Annotated in this window: 16 protein-coding genes and 1 tRNA gene; 11 read left to right on the plus strand and 6 right to left on the minus strand. The window is 43.5% G+C overall.

Going from position 1 to position 20,077, the window contains the following annotated elements; genetic code table 11:
* Nucleotides 1-32: 32 nt before the first annotated feature.
* Nucleotides 33-1,067: a hypothetical protein gene (locus FO442_RS16575; RefSeq protein WP_144334336.1), complete on the minus strand. Its 1,035-nt coding sequence runs from the start codon at nt 1,065-1,067 to the stop codon at nt 33-35.
* A 3-nt stretch (nt 1,068-1,070) separates the two neighbouring features.
* On the minus strand, nt 1,071-2,240 hold the full coding sequence (locus tag FO442_RS16580) for an iron-containing alcohol dehydrogenase (RefSeq protein ID WP_144334337.1): 1,170 nt from the start codon (nt 2,238-2,240) through the stop codon (nt 1,071-1,073).
* A 305-nt stretch (nt 2,241-2,545) separates the two neighbouring features.
* Here FO442_RS16580 and FO442_RS16585 point away from each other — a divergent pair, with 305 nt between their 5' ends.
* The 7 genes from FO442_RS16585 to FO442_RS16615 all read left to right on the plus strand — a co-directional run bounded on the left by FO442_RS16585 (nt 2,546) and on the right by FO442_RS16615 (nt 11,927).
* The gene (locus FO442_RS16585; RefSeq protein WP_144334338.1) at nt 2,546-3,769 is read left to right on the plus strand and encodes a hypothetical protein; all 1,224 of its coding nucleotides are present in this window, start codon (nt 2,546-2,548) and stop codon (nt 3,767-3,769) included.
* Nucleotides 3,770-3,778: 9 nt separating this feature from the next.
* On the plus strand, nt 3,779-5,074 hold the full coding sequence (locus tag FO442_RS16590) for an amidohydrolase family protein (RefSeq protein ID WP_144334339.1): 1,296 nt from the start codon (nt 3,779-3,781) through the stop codon (nt 5,072-5,074).
* A 233-nt stretch (nt 5,075-5,307) separates the two neighbouring features.
* Entirely contained in the window at nt 5,308-5,913 is a 606-nt protein-coding gene (locus FO442_RS16595; RefSeq protein WP_144334340.1) for a TetR/AcrR family transcriptional regulator, read from the plus strand.
* A gap of 11 nt (nt 5,914-5,924) precedes the next feature.
* Nucleotides 5,925-7,184, plus strand: coding sequence for a TolC family protein (locus FO442_RS16600; protein ID WP_144334341.1), 1,260 nt, complete (start codon nt 5,925-5,927; stop codon nt 7,182-7,184).
* 56 nt (nt 7,185-7,240) lie between these two features.
* Nucleotides 7,241-8,287, plus strand: coding sequence for an HlyD family secretion protein (locus FO442_RS16605; protein WP_186280207.1), 1,047 nt, complete (start codon nt 7,241-7,243; stop codon nt 8,285-8,287).
* A complete protein-coding gene (locus FO442_RS16610; protein ID WP_144334343.1) occupies nt 8,287-9,870 on the plus strand; it encodes a DHA2 family efflux MFS transporter permease subunit in 1,584 nt (527 codons plus the stop codon). Before FO442_RS16605 ends, FO442_RS16610 begins: the two co-directional genes overlap by 1 nt.
* Before the next feature lie 299 nt (nt 9,871-10,169).
* Nucleotides 10,170-11,927, plus strand: coding sequence for an ABC transporter ATP-binding protein (locus FO442_RS16615; protein WP_144334344.1), 1,758 nt, complete (start codon nt 10,170-10,172; stop codon nt 11,925-11,927).
* A 189-nt stretch (nt 11,928-12,116) separates the two neighbouring features.
* Here FO442_RS16615 and FO442_RS16620 read toward each other — a convergent pair whose 3' ends face one another.
* The 3 genes from FO442_RS16620 to FO442_RS16630 form a co-directional block, all read right to left on the minus strand.
* Nucleotides 12,117-13,205 carry a fatty acid desaturase family protein gene (locus FO442_RS16620; protein ID WP_186280209.1) on the minus strand — a complete coding sequence of 363 codons (1,089 nt, stop codon included), beginning with the start codon at nt 13,203-13,205 and terminating at the stop codon, nt 12,117-12,119.
* 119 nt (nt 13,206-13,324) lie between these two features.
* Nucleotides 13,325-15,382: a TonB-dependent receptor gene (locus tag FO442_RS16625; protein WP_144334346.1), complete on the minus strand. Its 2,058-nt coding sequence runs from the start codon at nt 15,380-15,382 to the stop codon at nt 13,325-13,327.
* Nucleotides 15,383-15,391: 9 nt separating this feature from the next.
* On the minus strand, nt 15,392-16,672 hold the full coding sequence (locus FO442_RS16630) for a PQQ-dependent sugar dehydrogenase (RefSeq protein ID WP_144334347.1): 1,281 nt from the start codon (nt 16,670-16,672) through the stop codon (nt 15,392-15,394).
* 193 nt (nt 16,673-16,865) lie between these two features.
* On the opposite strand from FO442_RS16630, the gene FO442_RS16635 reads away from it, so the two are divergent.
* A complete protein-coding gene (locus FO442_RS16635) occupies nt 16,866-17,792 on the plus strand; it encodes a DnaJ C-terminal domain-containing protein (protein WP_144334348.1) in 927 nt (308 codons plus the stop codon).
* A gap of 1 nt (nt 17,793) precedes the next feature.
* Nucleotides 17,794-18,072, plus strand: a complete 279-nt coding sequence (locus FO442_RS16640) for a chaperone modulator CbpM (RefSeq protein ID WP_144334349.1) — start codon at nt 17,794-17,796, stop codon at nt 18,070-18,072.
* 41 nt (nt 18,073-18,113) lie between these two features.
* On the opposite strand, the gene FO442_RS16645 is transcribed toward FO442_RS16640, so the two are convergent.
* Nucleotides 18,114-18,203: transfer RNA gene (locus FO442_RS16645), tRNA-Ser, on the minus strand.
* A gap of 184 nt (nt 18,204-18,387) precedes the next feature.
* On the opposite strand from FO442_RS16645, the gene FO442_RS16650 reads away from it, so the two are divergent.
* Both FO442_RS16650 and FO442_RS16655 read left to right on the plus strand, forming a co-directional pair.
* Nucleotides 18,388-18,750 carry a hypothetical protein gene (locus FO442_RS16650; RefSeq protein WP_144334350.1) on the plus strand — a complete coding sequence of 121 codons (363 nt, stop codon included), beginning with the start codon at nt 18,388-18,390 and terminating at the stop codon, nt 18,748-18,750.
* A complete protein-coding gene (locus FO442_RS16655; RefSeq protein WP_144334351.1) occupies nt 18,747-20,072 on the plus strand; it encodes a hypothetical protein in 1,326 nt (441 codons plus the stop codon). Before FO442_RS16650 ends, FO442_RS16655 begins: the two co-directional genes overlap by 4 nt.
* The last annotated feature ends 5 nt before the right edge of the window (nt 20,073-20,077 follow it).

Here is a 20,077-nt window from a genome sequence, read left to right on the forward strand (position 1 = left end):
GGTTGATATGATTTAAAAATAATCAATTATTTTTAAATCATATCCCAACCAGCCACAAAGATCGGTTTGGATCGCAATTCATCCATTTTTAGCGGGTTTTTGCGCAAAACAACCACATCCACAATCGGTTGCGGGGTCATTTTATGGAATAATCCCCAATCGACATAAGGGCGTGTCTCCCGCCAAAGAGCTTCTCTGCGGTCTACGAACCAAAGCATCATGTTTACTTTTTCTGCAGCCAGAATTCCTTCCAGCAATGCAGAAAGCACGCCCGGATCATTGTCTTTGACCCAAAGCGATTCCGGAACGAGAAAACTGTGATTCTTCGGCTTAACGATGCGGCGGATCCCCGGAGTGATCGTAATCAGTTTCGTAAAAATACCTCCCAGCATTCCGGGCAAACGTTCGATAACCCAATTGGCTTTCGTCACTTTAACGAATCCGGTTATTTCACCTGTATGATCAAAGTAACCGTAAAACGGGCCTTTTTTTGCGTGATGTTCAATAAAATATGCGTGCAAACCCGAAACTTTCTCCAGGCAGTTGTTGATCAGCTCCTGCGATTCTATCTCCCGCACATGGGCCACTGAACGCGGCTTGGTGCGGCTGAAGGACTGCGTAATTAACTGCGCTTCCGTGCGGAAGCCAAATTGTTCGGACATCCACTTACTTCGGTCATTTGCCGGATCAATATAGGCGTAAAATGCATCCGGGGCATCTCCCAGTTTCCCGTCAAAAATTTCATCAAAGAAACTCGCCATCTCCTTTTTTAAGCGCGAATTGCTTTTAGGTATGCGGTTCACATTTTTGGATGCTTGTTTTTGATTAGCGAAAGCAAAATAGCGCACATACCATTGCTTTCCACGGTCGCAAAGTGTCAGGTTTCCCTGGACTTTTCCATCTCTTTCCAACGAAATGAACAGCGGATTATCTGCTTCTAAAATGCGTGTCGGTGTATCTAAATGTTTGTAGCGTGCACCATTTGTTCCCAAAGTTGTTTGGGTTAATAAATCGATTAAAGCGGGTGATGCCTCTCTTCGGATTGTATATCTGTTTGAAAGTCCCATTATTTAAATAGCCTGGTTAACGATATACTCTGCTTCTTTCGGAGTTAAATCCTTATTTTCTCCTAATCCCAGCCAACCGCGTTGCACAAACCGGTCGTGAATGATTTTTGCCGTTTCGTGGTAATCGGAGGTGTATTCTGAAATACGCGTTTTTACACTCAGTTTATGGAAAAATTCTTCCGTTTTGGCAATTGCTTTACGTGCAACCTGGTCATCCGATCCTTCCAGGTTCCAAACGCGTTTTCCGTATTGTGCCAGTTTTGCTTTTTTACTTTCGAATTTTACTTCATACAATCTCGGGGCAATAATTGCCAGGGATTGTGCGTGATCAATTCCATGCAAAGCAGTTAATTCATGACCGATCATATGCGTAGCCCAGTCGGTAGTCACTCCGCAGCGCAACACTCCATTCAATGCCTGATTGGCACACCACATCAGGTTTGCAGCCAGATCGTAATCTGCAGGATTCTCCAACACCTTTTCACCGATCGCGATCAAGGTGGAAAGGATTCCTTCCGCATAGCGTTCCTGCAATAAATTTTCTCCTTTGAAAGTCAAATATTGCTCCATCGTATGGGTATATGCATCAATGACTCCATTCGCAATCTGGCGCTTCGGCAATGTTGCCACGAAAGTCGGGTCCAGCAGCGCAAATTTCGGAAAGAATAACGGTCCGCCCATTGTTCTTTTTTCCTTCAATTCCGAACGGCTGATTACAGCTCCCGAATTGGATTCTGATCCGGTTGCGGGAATCGTTAAAATACAACCGAATGGAACGGCAGAAGTAAATACTTTTCCGGGAACCTGGTCCAGTACTTCCCACGGATCACCGTCATAATTCACCGCTCCTGAAATAAACTTCGCTCCGTCGATTACAGAACCGCCTCCAACTGCAAGCATAAATCCAATCTTATTCTCACGAATGTACTCCACGGCCTTCATTAAAGTCGTATACTCCGGATTGGCTTCAATGCCTTTAAAAAAGTGCAATTCCAAATCACTTAATTCCGCTTTCAATCGGTCCAGGAAACCCGATCTTTCAATGGATCCGCCACCGTAAAGAATAATCACCTTTCCATCAACAGCTTGTGATTGAAGTAATTGAGCTATCCGAGGCAACTGATCCTTACCGAAAACCAGGGTTGTTGGAGTTGTTATTTCAAAGTTGTTCATGAACTACGATGATTTCTAATTTTGACTGTAAAGATAAAAAAATAGGAGGTGATTTTCATGAAACCGGTGTTTTTCATTGCAGGGATTTAAGAAGAATTTACAATTGTTCCAACTCCCTGTTTTACTGCAATCATAAAGAATAAATGCCTTTGATTACCAGTACGATACAGCTGGAAATTTTAATCGAAAAATAATCCGGAAATTTTGTTCCGATTACAGATTGTTTTTTATTTTTGATCTCACCGTTTATCGGAACGCATTTTCAAACCCACAAATTAGGTCCCGGCCTGCGATTATTCACTGCTATGAACTTTGCCGACAACAACATCCTGCTTATTCTCATTTCGCTCGTCTTTATTTACGCCGTTTTGAGCATTCTCGTATCTATCCTTACCGAATGGCTGAACTATTATTTCAAAGAACGGGGCATTTTCCTGAAAGATTCGATCTATAAACTACTGAAAGATCCCATAAATAAAGATTACGGTTACTTATTCTACAACCACGTGACCATTGCCGGATTAAAAAGCGCACCGGATAAACTACCTCAGTATGTTTCTTCCCGCATGTTTGCCGAAGTGCTGATCGATATTATTGCCCAGCAAGCAGTCCATAACCGAAAAATTCAGGTTTCCACCAGCAATGAAGGCGCCAAAAAATATAAACTCGAGCGAACGGAGATCCCGGAAAGCGTCATTGAACGCTTCCAGGTAGGAATCAATGAGATGAATACGAGCCAGTTTACCGATCTGATGCAGTCTTTTCTCGATAAATCTGAAAACAACTACGACAAACTAAAGGCACATATCGAACAATGGTTCAACGATTACATGGACCGTGTTTCAGGATGGTACAAAACCAAGCAACGCAAAAAATTCCTGGCTGTTGGATTCCTGGTTGCCATTTCACTAAATGTGGATAGCCTGCACTTATTGAAAGTCCTGAGCCTGGATGACAACCTGAAGAACCGATTGGTTGAAAGTGCCGAACATACGGTGGATAACCTGGAAAAGGACTCGACCATGCGCAGCAATATCAGCTTCCTGATTAAATCCACTTATGTTGCAAAGTCCAATGAAGGGGCAGGCAATTCACAACCAGATTCAAATACGATTGCACGTATCCACCACATCGTAAAGCAATTGGACAGTAACTCGCGGGTAAAGGATTCGATAGCAAGGATGGAGTTGAACCAACTGGATAGTGCCATGAGCCTGGTTTCCGAACTCAATATTCCAATTGGCTGGTCTAAAAATGCTGCTCCTTTATCCTGGTTCCAATGCAGAAAGCTCAGGGAAAGCAACCTGGAAGCGATGCATCCTTCCAAAACACCCGGACTCGTTTCATACTTGTTTACCCGCAATAACGACTGTAGTTTTGGAAACATTCTCAAATACCTTTTGGGGATCATTATTTCAGGAGTTTCGCTGAGCTTCGGAGCTCCATTCTGGTTCGAACTGTTGGCGAAATTTGTCAATATCCGGAGATCCGGGAAGATTCCTGAGGGAGACAAATCATCCAAATCTTAAACCCGGCTTATGAAACAGTACCCTTTTTCAAACATACATACACATGTCTTTAACAGCGAATGTGTTCCCGATAACTTTTTGCGTATCCTGCCCTCCAAATTTGTGCGGCGTGTGCCGCGGCTCATTAAACACATCCTGGATACGAAATGGGCCAGGAGAACAATAGCTTTCTTTGCCCGATTGGGCGCAAAAAAGGACAATAATAAACGGAAAGCTTTTGATAAGTACATTGGTTTTCTGGAAGTTGCCACCCAACGTAAACAACTCGATGTGTTTGAACTGGAATTTGAAGTTGGAAAACAATACGATTCAAGCGTTCGGATTGTCGGATTGACTATGAACATGGATTTTATGGACAATCGTCCGTCCAGGCATCAGATTACATTTGAAACCCAACTGGAGGCGGTCAAAGACATCAAACGTTACTATCCGACGAATTTCTTCCCGTTTTTGGGAATTGATCCGCGGCATAAATCCGGAACGGACCTGGTGAATTGGGCTAAATCCTATTTCGAAACGGGACTGGAGAAAAACGGGATCATTTTCCCCTACTTTTCCGGTATTAAACTCTATCCTGCACTGGGATTCTTTGCCTTCGATCCGCGCCTGGATGAGCTCTATGCTTACGCCGAAGCGAATCAACTACCAATCATTACACACGTCACGCGTGTCGGATCACAATACATCGGCAGTAAGATCACAGAACTGATCCCGCTGACCCCCAAATCGCTTTCCAACGGGAATGCGGAATCTGTTGCTGCAATGACGGAAATAACTAACCGGATCAGTGTTTATTATAACAAAAAATGGATCCTCGATAATAAACTGGGCGACAACGACAAAGCCTGCGACTTATTCAGTCATCCGCAGAATTACATCCCGATCCTGGAGAAATATCCCAATCTGAAGATCTGCCTGGCACATATGGGTGGGTCCAATGAGATCATTGACAGCAACAAAAAAGATTCCGACCTGAAACAAATTCGCCGGGTCGACAGCCAGTTGTGGTGCGACCGGATCCGCGACATGATGTTCCGCTATCCCAACCTGTATACCGATATCTCCTACACCCTAAGTGATTTGGATAATCAGCAGGTGAAAGCGGCGATCATTCAGTTTATGAATACTCCGGATGCCCAGGGACAGCTTTTGGCAAAAAGAGTCTTATTCGGGACCGATTTTTTCATGACCGAACAGGAAAAACGCGAAAGCGAATTGTTTAAATTGTCCCAGGTAGAACTTTCAGACTTTCACGACATCATCACGCGGGATAATCCGCAGGAATTTTTGAGACAACCGCTTTAGTAATTGCGAATTGCGAATGCCGAATTATTAGGTGTCATGTCGTTTCGACAACTATCGGAATACTTGAACTGACCAGGCTGAAGTATCGGGACAGTACGAATCAATTCACCTGCATTTAGATACAAATCACCGAATAAATAACTTTTTTTTACACTTCAATAGTTCTGAATTGAAATGAAGGTTGTAGTTTTGCAAAAAAGTTTAACCATTTAGTTAAACTTAATAATTAAACTATGGGATTAAAAGATGCAACAACGGAAGAAAAGATCTTAGAAGCAGCTAAGGATGTTTTTATGAAGTATGGTCTTTATGGTGCACGTATGCAGGATATTGCAGATACCGCAGGAATAAACAAAGCATTACTTCACTACTATTTCCGAAGCAAAGAGAAACTATTTGACGCTGTTTTTGACGGAGCACTGGAAAAATACTTTTCTCAAATGAGAGTGATCGGGGATACATCACTTCCAATCAAGGAACGTTTGATGCAATACGTAGACAACATGTTCGAGTTTTTCAGTGAATACCCCCAGATGTCGATGTTCATCATCAAAGAAATTTCCATTAACCCGGAGATGTTCCACGAAAAAGTGAAGCATATGAAAAACCAGCGGTCTTTGCTCATTCCAACTTTGGAAGCAGCTTTTGCCAATGGAGAAATCAAACCTTTTGACCCGGTCCTGTTCATGGTCAATCTGCATTCCATGTGCGCTTACCCGTTCCTGGCATCTCCGCTTTACAAAGTCATGCTGAAAAAACACGGTTACGACTGGGATGGCGATGCCAAAGACAAAATCAAACAATCCGTCAAAGATTTCATTTCCTTCAAATTTCAATAACACAAACAATTATGCGTAAATTACTTACAGTACTAAGTATTGCTGCTGCAGGGACCGGGTTTTCGCAAAACTCCATTTCCCTGGATTCATGCATTGCCTGGTCAAAGAAAAACTATCCATTGATCAAACAAAACGAAGTCACCCTGCAACAAACAGAACAAAATGAAAAAGCAATCCGTGAAAACTGGTTACCGAAACTGTCATTTATGGGACAGGCAACCTACAACACGGAAGTCGTTCAGTTCAACTTTCCCGGGATGGATATGAAATTCCCTCACGATGCTTATCTGACATCCTTAAGCCTGGAGCAGACAATCATCGATGGTGGATTAACGAAAACACAGCATAACGTTGAAAAGCTGAGCTCCGAATTGACAATCCAGCAAAACGAGGTAGAACTTTACAAATTGGTCGAACGGGTAAACCAACTTTACATCAATGTGCTCTTGGGCCGGGAAAACCTGAGAATTCTGGAATTGTACAAGGAAGACCTGACCAACCGCGCTAAAAACATGAAGGCCGGTGTAGATAACGGATTGGTCCTATCCAGTTCATTGGACGAATTGGAAGCTGAAATCCTGAAAACGGATCAAAACATCATTGAATCCACGTTTCAATTGGAAGGTTTATACAAAACACTGACACTTTATATCGGCAAACCGGTGGATAAAAACACAGTCCTTGCAGAAACTCCGATCGGAGGTACGGCCGCACGGATTGAAATTCAACGTCCCGAAATGAAAATCTTCGACCTTCAGGCGAAATTGTTGGATGCGCGGTTCAAACAGATCAACGTGAACGCGATTCCACGGGTAACAGTCGGAGCGGCAGGTAACTACGGTCGACCGGGTCCGAACTTCATTAATCAGGACCTGCGCTTCTTCGGGAGCGCGAACCTAACGGTCCGCTGGAACATCAGTTCGCTTTACGGACTGAAAAGAGAGAAAACTAAAGTGGAATTGAACAAAAGCCTGATCGATATTCAACGGGAAGCATTCCTGTTCAACATCGAATCTTCTTTGAATACACAAACGGCACAATTAAACGCGCTTGCTCAAATGATCGAAAAAGACGATGTGATCATTGAAAAAAGACACAACGTTACATCAACTGCAACATCACAAATGGAAAATGGCAAGATTACCGTTGTAAACTATTTGTCACAATTAAACGCTGAACTTCAGGCAAAACTCAATAAGAAAGTTCACGAAATCAAACAAATGAATGCCATTTCAACTATCAACGCAACTTCAGGTTCAATCAAATTTTAATTAAAACACTCATGGAAAAGGAAAACAAAACAGAAAAAAAGAAAAAGGGTTCTAAAATGAGATTCATCATTATTGGTATCGTAGCGGCAGTAGCTGCCGGGGTCATTATCTTCCTGATGGGTGGAAATACCGAATCTACAGACAACGCGCAATTGGATGCCAATATCATTCCAATCCGTTCTTCCATCACCGGTTATGTCAAAGAAGTCTTATTCGAAGACAACCAGGAAGTGAAAAAGGGACAATTGCTTGTCACCATTGATGACGTTGAATACAAAGCAAAAGTCGCTCAGGCCGAAGCCGCATTGGAAAATGCAAAAGCAAACCTGAATGCGGTAAAAAGCAACGCAGTTGCTTCCAACCAGAGTGCAAGTGCAGCCATGTTCTCCACGGAAACTACACAGGAAAGCATTAACTCTGCCAAAGCAAGGCTGAACAAAGCAAAAGAAGACAACAAACGCACAAAAAATATGTTCGCTGCAAAAGCTGCAACACAGGCAGAATTGGACAACAGCAATGCAGAACTGGAAGTGGCACAGGCAACGTATGATTCAGCGCTAAAACAATTGAAAGTCGCTCAATCCCAATCTGCCGGAGTAAAATCACAGGCTTTGGGACAGGTATCCATGATTTCTTTGGCTGAAGCACTCATCCGTCAGCGCGAGGCGGAATTGAAACTGGCATTGACCCAATTGGATTATGCTACGATCGAAGCTCCTTGTGATGGAATTGTTTCCAAACGAAGTGTGGAAGTCGGACAATATGTTTCCACGGGCCAGGCAGTATGTTCGGCAATCGATAATTCAAGCCTTTGGGTAACAGCAAACTTCAAAGAAACCCAATTGGAAAACATGAAAATCGGTCAGCCGGTTGAAATTAAAGTCGACGCCTATCCGCACATCAAATTATCCGGGAAATTGAATTCATTTGTCGGTGCTACGGGAGCAAAATTTTCCCTCCTGCCTCCGGACAATTCAACAGGAAACTTCGTGAAAATCGTACAACGTGTTCCTGTAAAAATTACCATTGATCATTTGACGAAAGAGGAAATGAAGATGCTTTTCCCGGGGTTAAGTGCATATGTATCTGTAAAAGTTAAATAATGTCGGGAGCTCCATCTTTAAAAATACCCATCGTTTACCCGACGGGAGCTGAAAAGTGGATCCTGGTTATCACAGCCATCAGTTGTGCCATTCTCGAGTTACTCGATACAACCATTGTAAACGTTTCGTTGCGTGAAATCAGTGGAAATGTAGGTGCAACCACAACAGAAATTGCCTGGGTTGTTACAGCTTATGCTATTTCAAACGTGATTATCATTCCGCTGACAAGTATGCTCAGCGATCTCTTTGGTCGCCGGAATTACTTTACCGGTTCCGTTATCGTGTTTACGGTCGCGTCCCTGATGTGTGGTCTTTCCACCAATTTGTGGACCCTCGTTTTCTGGCGTTTTGTGCAAGGTTTAGGTGGTGGTGGTTTGCTTTCAACGGCCCAATCCATTATCATCGGCGCCTTCCCGCCTGAAAAAATCTCTACTGCGAATGCAATCTTCGGGATGGGTTTGATCCTCGGACCAACGTTCGGGCCAACTCTTGGAGGTTACATTACGGATAATTTCTCCTGGCATTGGATTTTCTTCGTGAACATTCCAATCGGTATCGTTGCAACAATCTTAAGTTACCGCTATGTAACCAATCGACCCGGGGCCGTCAGGCCCAAGAAAATCGACTGGTGGGGAATCTTGTTCCTGGTGATTTCCGTCGGTTCGATCCAATATGTACTCGAAGAAGGAACGGCAGAAGACTGGTTTGAAAGTCATGAGATCACGGCAATGACCATTATTGGTATCGCTAGTTTGGCTGCATTCATCATCCGGGAATTGCGCATCGATTATCCGGCTGTCAATATCCGCTTGTACAAAAACTACAACATGATCATGGGTTCCATTATGAACTTTCTGCTCGGGTTAATGCTTTTCGGAACGGTATTTATCTTCCCGCTTTTCGTACAAATTTCCCTGGGTTGGACAGCCACTCAAACCGGTATGTTCATGATTCCGGGCGCCTTGTGTACGGCCGTCGCCATGCCTTTGGTAGGTCGCTTGCTGGGAGGTGGTATGAACCCGAAAACGGTCATTCTGTTCGGAATTGCCATGACCTTCAGCTTCGTGATGCTTTTGTCATTCTCATCACCGGACTCTTCGGAGGGCAATTTCTATCTTCCGTTCGTCTTGCGTGGTTTCGGAATGGCATTTATGATGTCACCGATCCTTTCTTTGGCCGTCCAGGGATTGAATCCGAAGGATATGCCGCAAGCGATCGGGTTGGCAAACATGATCCGTCAGTTGGGTGGATCTGTAGGAATTGCTTTGATCAATGTGTATCTTACGAATACCAATGCACTGGTGCGCGGCAACATGGTCGGTTACATCAATCAGTACAGTGATGCGGTGAACGAACGGCTTCAGTTACTGGGTCAGAATTTCCTGTCAAAAGGTTACGATGCGGTGCAAGCTGCGGAAATGGCCAATCGGCAAATGGAAGGTTTAATGACTCGGCAACAAATGCTGGTGAGTTACAACCACGGATTCTTCATGGTTGCTTGTTTGATCCTCATCTGTGTTCCGGTGGTATTCCTGATTCGCTACAAAAAAGGTGCAAAAGCTGTTGTAGCCGATGGACATTAAGATAATACACCCCTGATAATAAAAAAAGAAACCTTTCTTCGGGTTAAACCGGAGGGAGGTTTTTGTACTCTCTTTTAGGTCACTTCTCGATACATCCCGTTTGCGTCAGTTCGAGTGTTCCGACATTTCAGTCGGAACGTATCGAGAACAAGCGATGGGATACTCGAAGTGACAATAACATATTTTTAATTCGAATCCTTTTATTACTTTTACACCTCCTGTTGAAACAACCATTCAAACTCATTGATTTATATCAAACACATTCATTCACCAGGTAAAAAATTCATATTTTATTACACATGAAAATACTCGTATCCTATTTAAAACGTTACAAAGGACTTGTGTTCCTTTCTATGATACTCGCCAGTATCAACCAGGTTTTCTCACTATTGGATCCTTACATCTTCGGAAGAATCCTGGACAAATTTGCAAATCATAAAGACGATTTCGCCCAGACAGATTTTTTGATTGGAGTGGGTTCATTTATCGGACTCGCAATCGGCGCTGCCATGGTGAGCCGTATCGCAAAAGCATTCCAGGATTATACCGTGAACCTGGCCATCCAAAAAGTCGGTGCAGACATTTACACGGATGGATTGAAACACACCCTGCAAATCCCGTTTAATGAATTTGAAGACAAACGAAGCGGTGAAACCCTGAACATTCTTCAAAAAGTCAGAACCGACAACGAACGGTTCATCATGAACTTCGTAAACATCCTTTTTACTTCCCTTGTCGGATTGGTTTTCGTGATCGTTTATGCATTAAGTGTTCATCCCGGACTGATCCTCATCTACCTGGGGTCTGCCTTGCTGTTGAGTTTTATCACGAACAAATTGTCCAAACGGATCAAGAAAGTACAAACCACGATTGTCCGGGAAACCAACCAATTGGCAGGAAGTACCACTGAGAGTTTGCGCAATATCGAGCTGGTAAAAAGCTTGGGATTGGCAACGCAGGAAACGGAGCGCTTGAATGACACGACCCGCAAGATCTTGCAGCTTGAGTTGAAAAAGGTGCGCCAGATCCGGAGTATTTCCTTCATCCAGGGGACTTTTGTGAACTTCATGCGCCAGTCCATCATGTTCTTTTTGATGTATTTATTATTCAGGGATGTATTGACCTTAGGACAAATCATGACCTTGCAATTCTATTCATTCTTCATTTTCGGTCCTCTGCAGGAAGTCGGGAATGTAATTATCTCTTATCGCGAGGCGGAGGCATCGTTGAACAACTTCGAGCAGATTATCAATACGCCGGTAGAAGTCAAACCTTCGAAACCAACCCGATTGAATGCGATTGAAAAACTGGCCTTCAGCAACGTCGGATTCCGTCACAAAAGTGCTGCCTACGATGCCTTGAACAACATTTCCTTCGAGGTCAATAAAGGCGAAACGATTGCTTTCGTGGGCCCAAGCGGTTCGGGGAAAAGTACACTTGTGAAATTGCTCGTAGGACTTTACAGTGCTCCTACGGGGGATATTACATATAACGGAGTCAGCAGCACGGAGATCGACAAAGAAGAATTGCAGCAGCAGTTGGGCTTCGTAACGCAAGACACCCAATTATTTTCCGGTACTATCAAAGAAAACCTCTTGTTCGTAAAACCGGATGCAACGGATGATGAGATCCATGAAGCCTTGCGCAAAGCATCGTGCCTGAACCTTATCGCGCGCAGTGAAAACGGAATTGACACCGTGATCGGTGAAGGCGGAATGAAACTCAGCGGTGGTGAAAAACAGCGTTTGTCGATTGCACGTGCATTACTGCGTCATCCGAGACTGATGGTATTTGACGAGGCAACATCGGCATTGGATTCCATTACGGAAGAAGCGATCTCGAATACGATTCGCGAGATCACGGATCAAAAAGAGCACATTACCGTTCTGATTGCTCACCGTTTATCGACCATCATGCATGCAGACCGCATTTTCGTACTCGAAAAAGGTGTCATCATCGAAACCGGGAAACACCACGAATTGCTCGACGAAAAAGGATTGTACTATGCCATGTGGAGACAACAGATCGGAGAACGCCGGGAGGTGGTTTCGGAGTAACATAATACGATAGAATAAACCCAGAAGGTGCGCGATTAATCGCACACCTTCTGGGTTTTGCAAGATTTAGTTTTAGTCATTATCATTTGGCATATTTTAGTGTTTCCTGCAAGCAACGGTTACAACAGTTATAACGACAATGATGAAGGCCCGATCGGTAGATTGGCACCACCACCTAATCCGACCAAATTATTTCCTTCCCAACTTCTTTAGCATTTTAACATGTCCCCGAAGGGCTTTCCAAAATGTAGGTTCTACATGGTATATGACACCAAATTCACCGGCAGTTTTCTTGACTATTGGAGCGAGATTAGGATAATGAACGTGGCAAATCCCTGTAAATAAATGATGTTCGATCTGATAATTCAGACCGCCGATAAACCATGTCAGAAAACCTTTTCCAGGAGCAAAATCAGTGGTGTTCTCTACTTCGTGAATAGCCCATGAATCTTCCATTTCTCTACTTCCGATCTCTGACTCGACCGGTAATTCAAAAGTTGAAGTTTCTACTATGTGAGATGGCTGAAAAATACAGGAGAGTACTAAACCTGCTACCATATGCATTAACAGGAATCCGCAAACAACAGCATACCACGGCATTCCTGAGAACAGGATAGGCAACACCATGATGTACCCATAATAAAATATCTTATAAAGCGTCACCCGGAATATGGCTTGTCCCATCGAAACTTTGTGGTTCACCAGCAGATTGTATTCCTTATACCGAACTATTTGAAGATAGTCCTTTGCGGTCATCCAAAACAGGGTCATCATTGAATAAAAGAACCAGGCATACAGGTATTGATATTTATGGAACCAATAATAAGGTTGACGCGGTGAGAATCGCAGGTATTTAATGCTGTCCAGGTCGTCATCCAAACCGGCAATATTCGTGTAAGTATGGTGCAGTTGGTTGTGCTGTATTTTCCATGTTACCGAGTAACCACCGATCACTTCAAGGATTGCTCCGATAAACCGGTTCACTTTCCGATTGGGGGAATAGGTTCCATGATTGGCATCATGCATAACGGAAGTCCCGATACCTATCATTCCCAACGCCATCAAAAACCAGAACCCGAAAAACAACCATCCGTTATTGGCACCAAAACCTGTTACCATAAATAGATACGGAACAAAATAAAGGGAAAGCATCACTGTTGTTTTAATCCACATTTTGGTGTTTGCATAAGGAGAAATGTGATTTACCTTGAAATATGCATTGGTGCGCTCAATAAGTGTGTCCTGAAAACTATTTCTCCCGCCAGGTGCAAATCGCACAGTCTGTAAATTTTCCGCCTCCATATCTTACTTTTTGGAATTCTCAAGTTAAGGATAAAATGGCCTTTCTAGTTTGAATAAAAGTTAAATATCACATATGAGTAAACACAGGTAAACCGTCAGATTTTCAGTTGAATTCCAAAATAATAAGTGCGCCCAGGTGATGGGTTATAATACCTTCCCCCAACTGCGTTCAAATCATTCCCTAAACTGTAAGATACATTCAGTATGTTTTCCGCCCCGACAAATAATTGAAAATTAACTTTGTTTTTGAGTGTGAATTCCCAGTTCAGTTTAGACCCAAATAACTGATAGGAAGAAGCAAAGGCGGAATTCCCGTCATTCAGTGGTATCCTGTCGGTGTAATTATAGGAAAGGAATAAATTAAACCGGTACGGAAAAAAGAATTTCAGGCTGCAGGTAGTTAAAAACTTCGGAACACCGGTTAATCTGTTTCCCGAGTAAGAAACCATCTCATTGGAATAATTCTTAAAGGTGAAATCAAAATAGGTAAAACTGTTCTGAACATCCAGCCCCCTTGTAAACCCTCGCAAACGGTGTTTAACAAGTACTCCGGAAAATTGAAATTCCAGGCCCATCTGGTTTGTGCCACCTGCATTTACAAAATATTCCGTTCCATCATCATTGACTCTTCTAACAATGGCCTGGTGCAGATCAAATTTAAATACCGCAATATCCGCATTCCATCGATGATCCAAACTGTTAAACCGAAAGCCGGTTTCATAATTCCAGCCATGTTCCGATTGCAGCCCGCTATAGATCGTGTTGTCCGACGGTCGGATTTCTGCCAGGGTAGGAGGAGAATATCCTTTACTGACCGACGTCCGCCAAACCAGGTCGCGGATGATGCGGTATGAAATTCCAATTCGAGGCATTAACTGCGGATTCAATTCTTTTCTCGTTAGTCCATCCTGGAAATCCGGAAATGTATTCTTGAAATGGTAGTGATACATATTCAGGCTGAGTGCAGCTTCAAGTTCCAGGCGACTGAACAGCAACATGGAAAACTGACTGAACACCACGTTTTGTGAAACCTTCAAGTCGTCTGAAGTTTGCAGTTCTCCCTTATTCCCCTGTTCGTTATCGTAATTGGCAACCCGGCTTTTTGTTTGTTGCCATTCAACTCCGATATCCCATTTCCAATTCAGGACAGTCAACTTCTTTCCCAATTCAAAATAGGTCCTGATCCCTGAAGATTTCTCTTTTCTCGTCTCGTAATTCGTAATGAATGGGTTCTTGAAATCGGTGTAACTTCCAAACAGGGTGAAAACATGCTTGAATAGGGGCGAAAAACGATATTCATTTGAAATTCCGGTATAACCGGTGACATTGTAAATACCAGCCTTTTGTTCCATAGCCCCCGGCAACGTTGCAGTTGCCAATCGTGCTTGACGAGGGTCTGATTCCGCTTGTAACAAAGTCAGCCCGCCTGGTGTTTCATAATGAAGTTGTGATCCCAGCAGTAATAACTTCACACTTCCCTTCTTGTAACTCCATTTTTGTATTGTCCGGAGGCAGTTTCGCCGCAATGCACTGTTTTCCCGATAACCCTCAGACTGTTGGTAGGATTGGTTGATGCTCAGGGAATAACGCTTCCATTTTTTATTGAAACTTACCTGCTCGTCGAACAATCCGTATGAACCGGTTCTTACTGATGCTACTACTAAGGTGGAATCAGATCTGTTTTCCGTATCAAGGAGGATCACACCGCCGGTATTTGCTCCGAACATGCTGCCATCAGGTCCTTTAATGATTTGAATAGAATGGATACTGCCTGCATTGATCAGGTTCAGATAGGTATTTCCCCCTGCATCTGTCAAAGGGAATTCATCCAGGTAAACTTTTATATTCCGGATACCAAACGGCGATCGCAATAAACTTCCTCTGATGGATAGGCGATAACTGCCCGGAGAACGTTCTTCCATCCGAACTCCAGGTACAGAATTCATTACCGGTACCAGCGATTGATTGGTATAATCACTCATCTGCTCCTGCCCGATAATTGACACACTGGATGCAACATGCAAAAGCAATGGCTTTGAAGGATATGCGTTGACAGTTACCTCCTGTAAGGTTGTTTGGATCGAATCTTCTTGTGCAAATTCCGTGCAAAGACAACTCATTGCAATAATGAATAAGATGCCTGCTTTTTTCATTCGTTCTGATTACTTAGCGCGAACTCTCCAGATCGTGTTTGTTACATCATCCGCTACCAGAAGTGAACCATCGGGCAACAGGGTTAATCCGACCGGTCTTCCATGTACCTCATTCTTGTCCAAATCAGCAATGAATCCGGTTAAAAAATCCTCCGGTTTTCCGGATGGTTTCCCTTTCGAAAACGGAATGAAAACAACCTTATATCCAGCTAACACCGAACGATTCCACGAACCATGCTGTGAAACAAATACACCACCGTGGTATTTTTTAGGGAATACCTGTGACGTATAAAAGGCCAGACCCAATGAAGCAGTATGAGAACCCAATGGAACATCCGGTACAATCGTCTTTTTCACCAATTCGGGTTGTGTCTCCTCCACCCTTGGATCAATATGTTGACCATAATAAGAATACGGCCATCCATAAAATCCACCTTTCTGAACACCGGTGAGATAATCGGGAACCAATTCGTCACCCAATTCATCCCGCTCATTGACAACGGTCCAAAGTGTCTTGGTGCCAGGTGCCCAACCCATTCCTACCGGATTTCTCAGCCCGGAGGCATATACTTTTAAGCCCGATCCGTCCGGGTTGATTTCCAAAATGTCTGCACGTAACAATTCATTCGCAATCCCATTCTCCGCAACATTACTTCCGGACCCGACAGCGATGTAAATTTTGGAATTGTCCGCATTCGCAATGATATTCCGTGTCCAGTGACGATTGTGGTCTCCGGCTGGAAGATCTATGATCTTTTCGGGCTGATCGGAAATTTTCGTTTGCCCGGCTTTATACGGATAACGGACCAATGCATCCGTGTTTCCAACATATAACCAATTTCCAATGACCAACATTCCAAAAGGCTGATTCAACTCTGTAAGCAAAGTATCTCTCTGGTCCGGAATACCATCCTTATTCGTATCACGCAACAATGAAATCCGGTCTGCACTATGCTTTAGATTGTTTGATTTATTTGCCCCTATGAGTGTTCCCCCAACCTGTTCAATAAACGAATGGTTGGCATTTGATTCCGCGACAAGCACATCACCATTCGGAGTTACATACATCCAACGTGGATTCTCAAATCCGTCCGCAAATTTTTCAACTACAAAACCGGTTGGTGCTGCAGGAGTTTGATTTTCCCATCCGATCACCTTGCAAAGGTTCCGCGTGGACTTAGTTGCATATGGAGCCGGTAAACTGTCTGCCTGCACTTGTTTTTTCGCTTGTGTGTATCCTGCTATCGGGAACAGGAGCAGCGCTAAAAAGAAAATCGTTTGTCGTCTCATCACCAAGTTATTTAAATACCAAAGATGAGTACCTTATTTGCTATAATTGTTATACAATTTTTGAATTCGCTTATGAAAATCACAGATTTTTTGAATCCCGGAATTAAAGAATCGGGATTTCCTTTTTTTTGAAAAAACATCTCTTGCATAATACCCATTTAAACCTTAATTTAACCTTACAAGGCTCAGTAACATGGATTACATTGATTATTACAAAATTTTAGGCGTCAACAAGAATGCATCTGCCGATGAGATCAAAAAAGCGTACCGGAAATTAGCCCGCAAACATCACCCGGACCTCAATCCCAACAACCCCGAAGCGGGAAAATTGTTTCAGCAAATCAATGAGGCAAACGAGGTATTAGGAGATCCTGAGAACCGGAAAAAATACGATCAATACGGAAAAGACTGGAAACATGCGGAGCAATTCGAACAAGCACGCAAGCAGCAAAAAGCATCCGGCACACGAGGCCAGGGAAATCCTTTCGGAAATTCCGATAATCCGTTTGGCGGAGGTGAATACTACACCTATGGGGATGAAAATGACTATTCGGATTTTTTCTCGTCCATGTTTGGGAACCGGGGCGGCCGACAGGCAAAATTTAAAGGCGGGGATTTTCGTGCCGTTGTTCAGCTTTCCTTAACGGAAGCCTACAAAACCCATCAGCAAACCTTTATGGTGAACGGGAAAAACATTCGTATCACCGTACCGGCAGGAATTGAGAACGGACAGGAAATCAAGTTGACCGGACACGGAGCTCCCGGGGCAAACGGCGGACCAAACGGCGACTTGTACATCACCTTTGAGATCAAAAACAACACTGCGTTTACCCGCAAGGGGAATGACCTGTATGCAACCGTTCCGCTGGATCTTTACAAAGCATTGTTGGGTGGTGAAGAATTCATCGATACCCTGGATGGGAAAGTAAAAATGAAGGTGGCTCCAGAAACCCAGAACGGCACCAAAGTGCGGCTAAAGGGGAAAGGATTCCCGGTCTACAAAAAGGAAGGGCAATTCGGGGATTTATATGTGACATACCAGATCCAATTGCCGACGAATCTTACTGCAAAAGAAAAAGAACTGATCGAACAACTTGCCCGCGAGCGTAAAATGAATTAACATGGAACAGACAAATCATATATCCATCGAACAATGCTGTGTCTATTACAACATTGAAGTTTCATTCGTACAACAACTGAATGAGCATGGTTTAATTGAGCTAAATTCTTCCGGTGAGACCTTTTTCATTGCTTTCGAACAGCTTACCGAGCTGGAAAAATACATGCATCTTCATTACGAACTCGAAATTAATATGGAAGGCCTGGAGACGATCAAACATTTATTGGACCGGGTTGATTCCCTTCAAAAAGAAGTAAACCGGCTGAAAAATCAGCAGTAGGAACAAAAAAATCCCAGGCGTTGTAAAGCCTGGGATCGTTCTGGCAGAGAGGAAGAGATTCGAACTCTCGATACAGTTACCCGTATACTACCTTTCCAGGGTAGCTCCTTCAACCACTCGGACACCTCTCTATTTTAGTGGAGTGCAAAAATACACTTTTTCTTTAATTAACCCAGTACTTTCATAAAAAACGTTTTTTGCATGTTGTTTAAATCAATTCATTTTCCCTTCTTCCCAAAAAAAAAATTCTGACCCCTGAATCAATAGGGAATCGGAATTTATCGTATTTTGGTACGCATTTTAACCGCTATTCTTATGGCTGACCAAGAAACTATCGTATATCCTTACGAATGTAATTTCACTTTAGCTGACAACGCTGCTGCTACTTTTGAAGTAGCGATTATTTCCTCTGCTACTACCGCAACTACCGATATTGCGACCCCAACCAACAACGACATCCCTACGCTCATAAACAACGCTTCACAGGGTTTAGGCAACGGAGCTTCCTTGCGTGGAACGACCTATGTCAGTTCCACACTCACATGTCCCGCAGGTGAAGTGGAACAAATCGAAGTTCATTTTAAAGTGAACGGAACGGTGATCGTAAATCATACGAATCCGACTTCCGTGCAGGACAGGGCCCAGGTAACAATCAAAATCAAATTTCCTGCGCCATGAGAATCCTGATTTTTTTACTTATTACCGGTTTAGCAAGCGGCACATTCGCCCAGGATGATACACAGGAAAAGCTGCAACGATTGACTGCTCCCACTTCACCTGCTTCCGCAATTACCGGGATGCAGCCAACAACCGTTTTGGCTCCAAAAACCTTGAACGCACTGGAAACCGCACTCTACAATAATTTTACGGATGCCGGAAGCATCGTCATTCCCAAGGATCTGGCAATTGAGTTCACTCCCTACTGGTCGAGAAATCCGCACATCAGTCTCAGCGAATACTTGTATCCGACGGCCTGGCAATCTTTTTTGCGCAATGCATCCTTTTCCGTTTCGTCTTCGCAAAGTTTTTTACTGGGCGACAGCACCAAATCCAATGCACTGGGTTTTGGTGCCAGGACTTCGATTTATTTCGGGGGAAAAAATGACCGGGACACGATTGAAAACTACCGGAAACAATTAAGATCTGCAGATATTCTTGAAAATAAATTTGCCCTTATCCGAATGCAGACCCTCGACAATCCGGCTGTGCAATCGATTACGGATTTTATGCAATCGATCAATCAACCGTTAAAAAAGCTCATCGGGAATCTCTCCTTTTTTGACTCGGCTGCAGAAATCAATCAATTCATGGAAGCTTTTTGTGCGGACACCCTGGAACTGCCGAAATTGACCGCAAGCAATCACGATGAATTCAGCAATGCCATTGCAGGCTTGTTTCGCAAGCACATTTTATCCGATCAGGTCTACGCCCATTTCAAGAAATACCTGGTCAACCGGCAAGGGTTTTCACTCGACTTGGCACTCGCCAGTTTGCTCAACTTCCCAACAAACAATTTCGAGTTTTCCTATGCTCCGAAAAATGCCCTTTGGATTACCCCGACTTACCGCTTTTTCGCCACTGAAAATCACGTACTGAAACTTCTGGCAGTGTACCGCTACGAATGGTATAATATTGATTATTACAAGCTCTATTTCCCGGGTTCCACCGTTTATCAGAACAACCACGATTACGGAATTTCACTGGCTGCAGAATTTAAAAAATGCTCAGTTCAAGCTGAATTGGTGGGTCGAAGCAGCAGTACGGAAACTCCTTTGGGAACGGATGCAGAAGGCAATAAGATTTATACCAAAAAGCGAAGCAACGATGTGCAATATTTGATGGTAGTCAATTACAGGCTGACAGATCAGGCCATTTTGACCTTCAATTTCGGGAATCAGTTCAATCCGGTAATAAACCCGAAGCGCACACTGGTTTCCACCCTTTCGGTCAATTTTGGTTTCGGTTCTCCGAAGAAATCGTCGGTGAATTTGGCGAAGTAAAATAA

It is taken from the genome of Fluviicola chungangensis (genome assembly GCF_007558725.1).
Classification (GTDB): Bacteria; Bacteroidota; Bacteroidia; order Flavobacteriales_D; family Crocinitomicaceae; genus Fluviicola; species Fluviicola chungangensis.

Excerpts from the sequence above, each read along its gene's own strand:
- FO442_RS16575 (WP_144334336.1), bottom strand. The coding sequence starts at position 1,067 with ATGGGACTTTCAAACAGATATACAATCCGAAGAGAGGCATCACCCGCT.
- FO442_RS16580 (WP_144334337.1), bottom strand. The coding sequence starts at position 2,240 with ATGAACAACTTTGAAATAACAACTCCAACAACCCTGGTTTTCGGTAAG.
- FO442_RS16585 (WP_144334338.1), top strand. The coding sequence starts at position 2,546 with ATGAACTTTGCCGACAACAACATCCTGCTTATTCTCATTTCGCTCGTC.
- FO442_RS16590 (WP_144334339.1), top strand. The coding sequence starts at position 3,779 with ATGAAACAGTACCCTTTTTCAAACATACATACACATGTCTTTAACAGC.
- FO442_RS16595 (WP_144334340.1), top strand. The coding sequence starts at position 5,308 with ATGGGATTAAAAGATGCAACAACGGAAGAAAAGATCTTAGAAGCAGCT.
- FO442_RS16600 (WP_144334341.1), top strand. The coding sequence starts at position 5,925 with ATGCGTAAATTACTTACAGTACTAAGTATTGCTGCTGCAGGGACCGGG.
- FO442_RS16605 (WP_186280207.1), top strand. The coding sequence starts at position 7,241 with ATGAGATTCATCATTATTGGTATCGTAGCGGCAGTAGCTGCCGGGGTC.
- FO442_RS16610 (WP_144334343.1), top strand. The coding sequence starts at position 8,287 with ATGTCGGGAGCTCCATCTTTAAAAATACCCATCGTTTACCCGACGGGA.
- FO442_RS16615 (WP_144334344.1), top strand. The coding sequence starts at position 10,170 with ATGAAAATACTCGTATCCTATTTAAAACGTTACAAAGGACTTGTGTTC.
- FO442_RS16625 (WP_144334346.1), bottom strand. The coding sequence starts at position 15,382 with ATGAAAAAAGCAGGCATCTTATTCATTATTGCAATGAGTTGTCTTTGC.
- FO442_RS16630 (WP_144334347.1), bottom strand. The coding sequence starts at position 16,672 with ATGAGACGACAAACGATTTTCTTTTTAGCGCTGCTCCTGTTCCCGATA.
- FO442_RS16635 (WP_144334348.1), top strand. The coding sequence starts at position 16,866 with ATGGATTACATTGATTATTACAAAATTTTAGGCGTCAACAAGAATGCA.
- FO442_RS16640 (WP_144334349.1), top strand. The coding sequence starts at position 17,794 with ATGGAACAGACAAATCATATATCCATCGAACAATGCTGTGTCTATTAC.
- FO442_RS16650 (WP_144334350.1), top strand. The coding sequence starts at position 18,388 with ATGGCTGACCAAGAAACTATCGTATATCCTTACGAATGTAATTTCACT.
- FO442_RS16655 (WP_144334351.1), top strand. The coding sequence starts at position 18,747 with ATGAGAATCCTGATTTTTTTACTTATTACCGGTTTAGCAAGCGGCACA.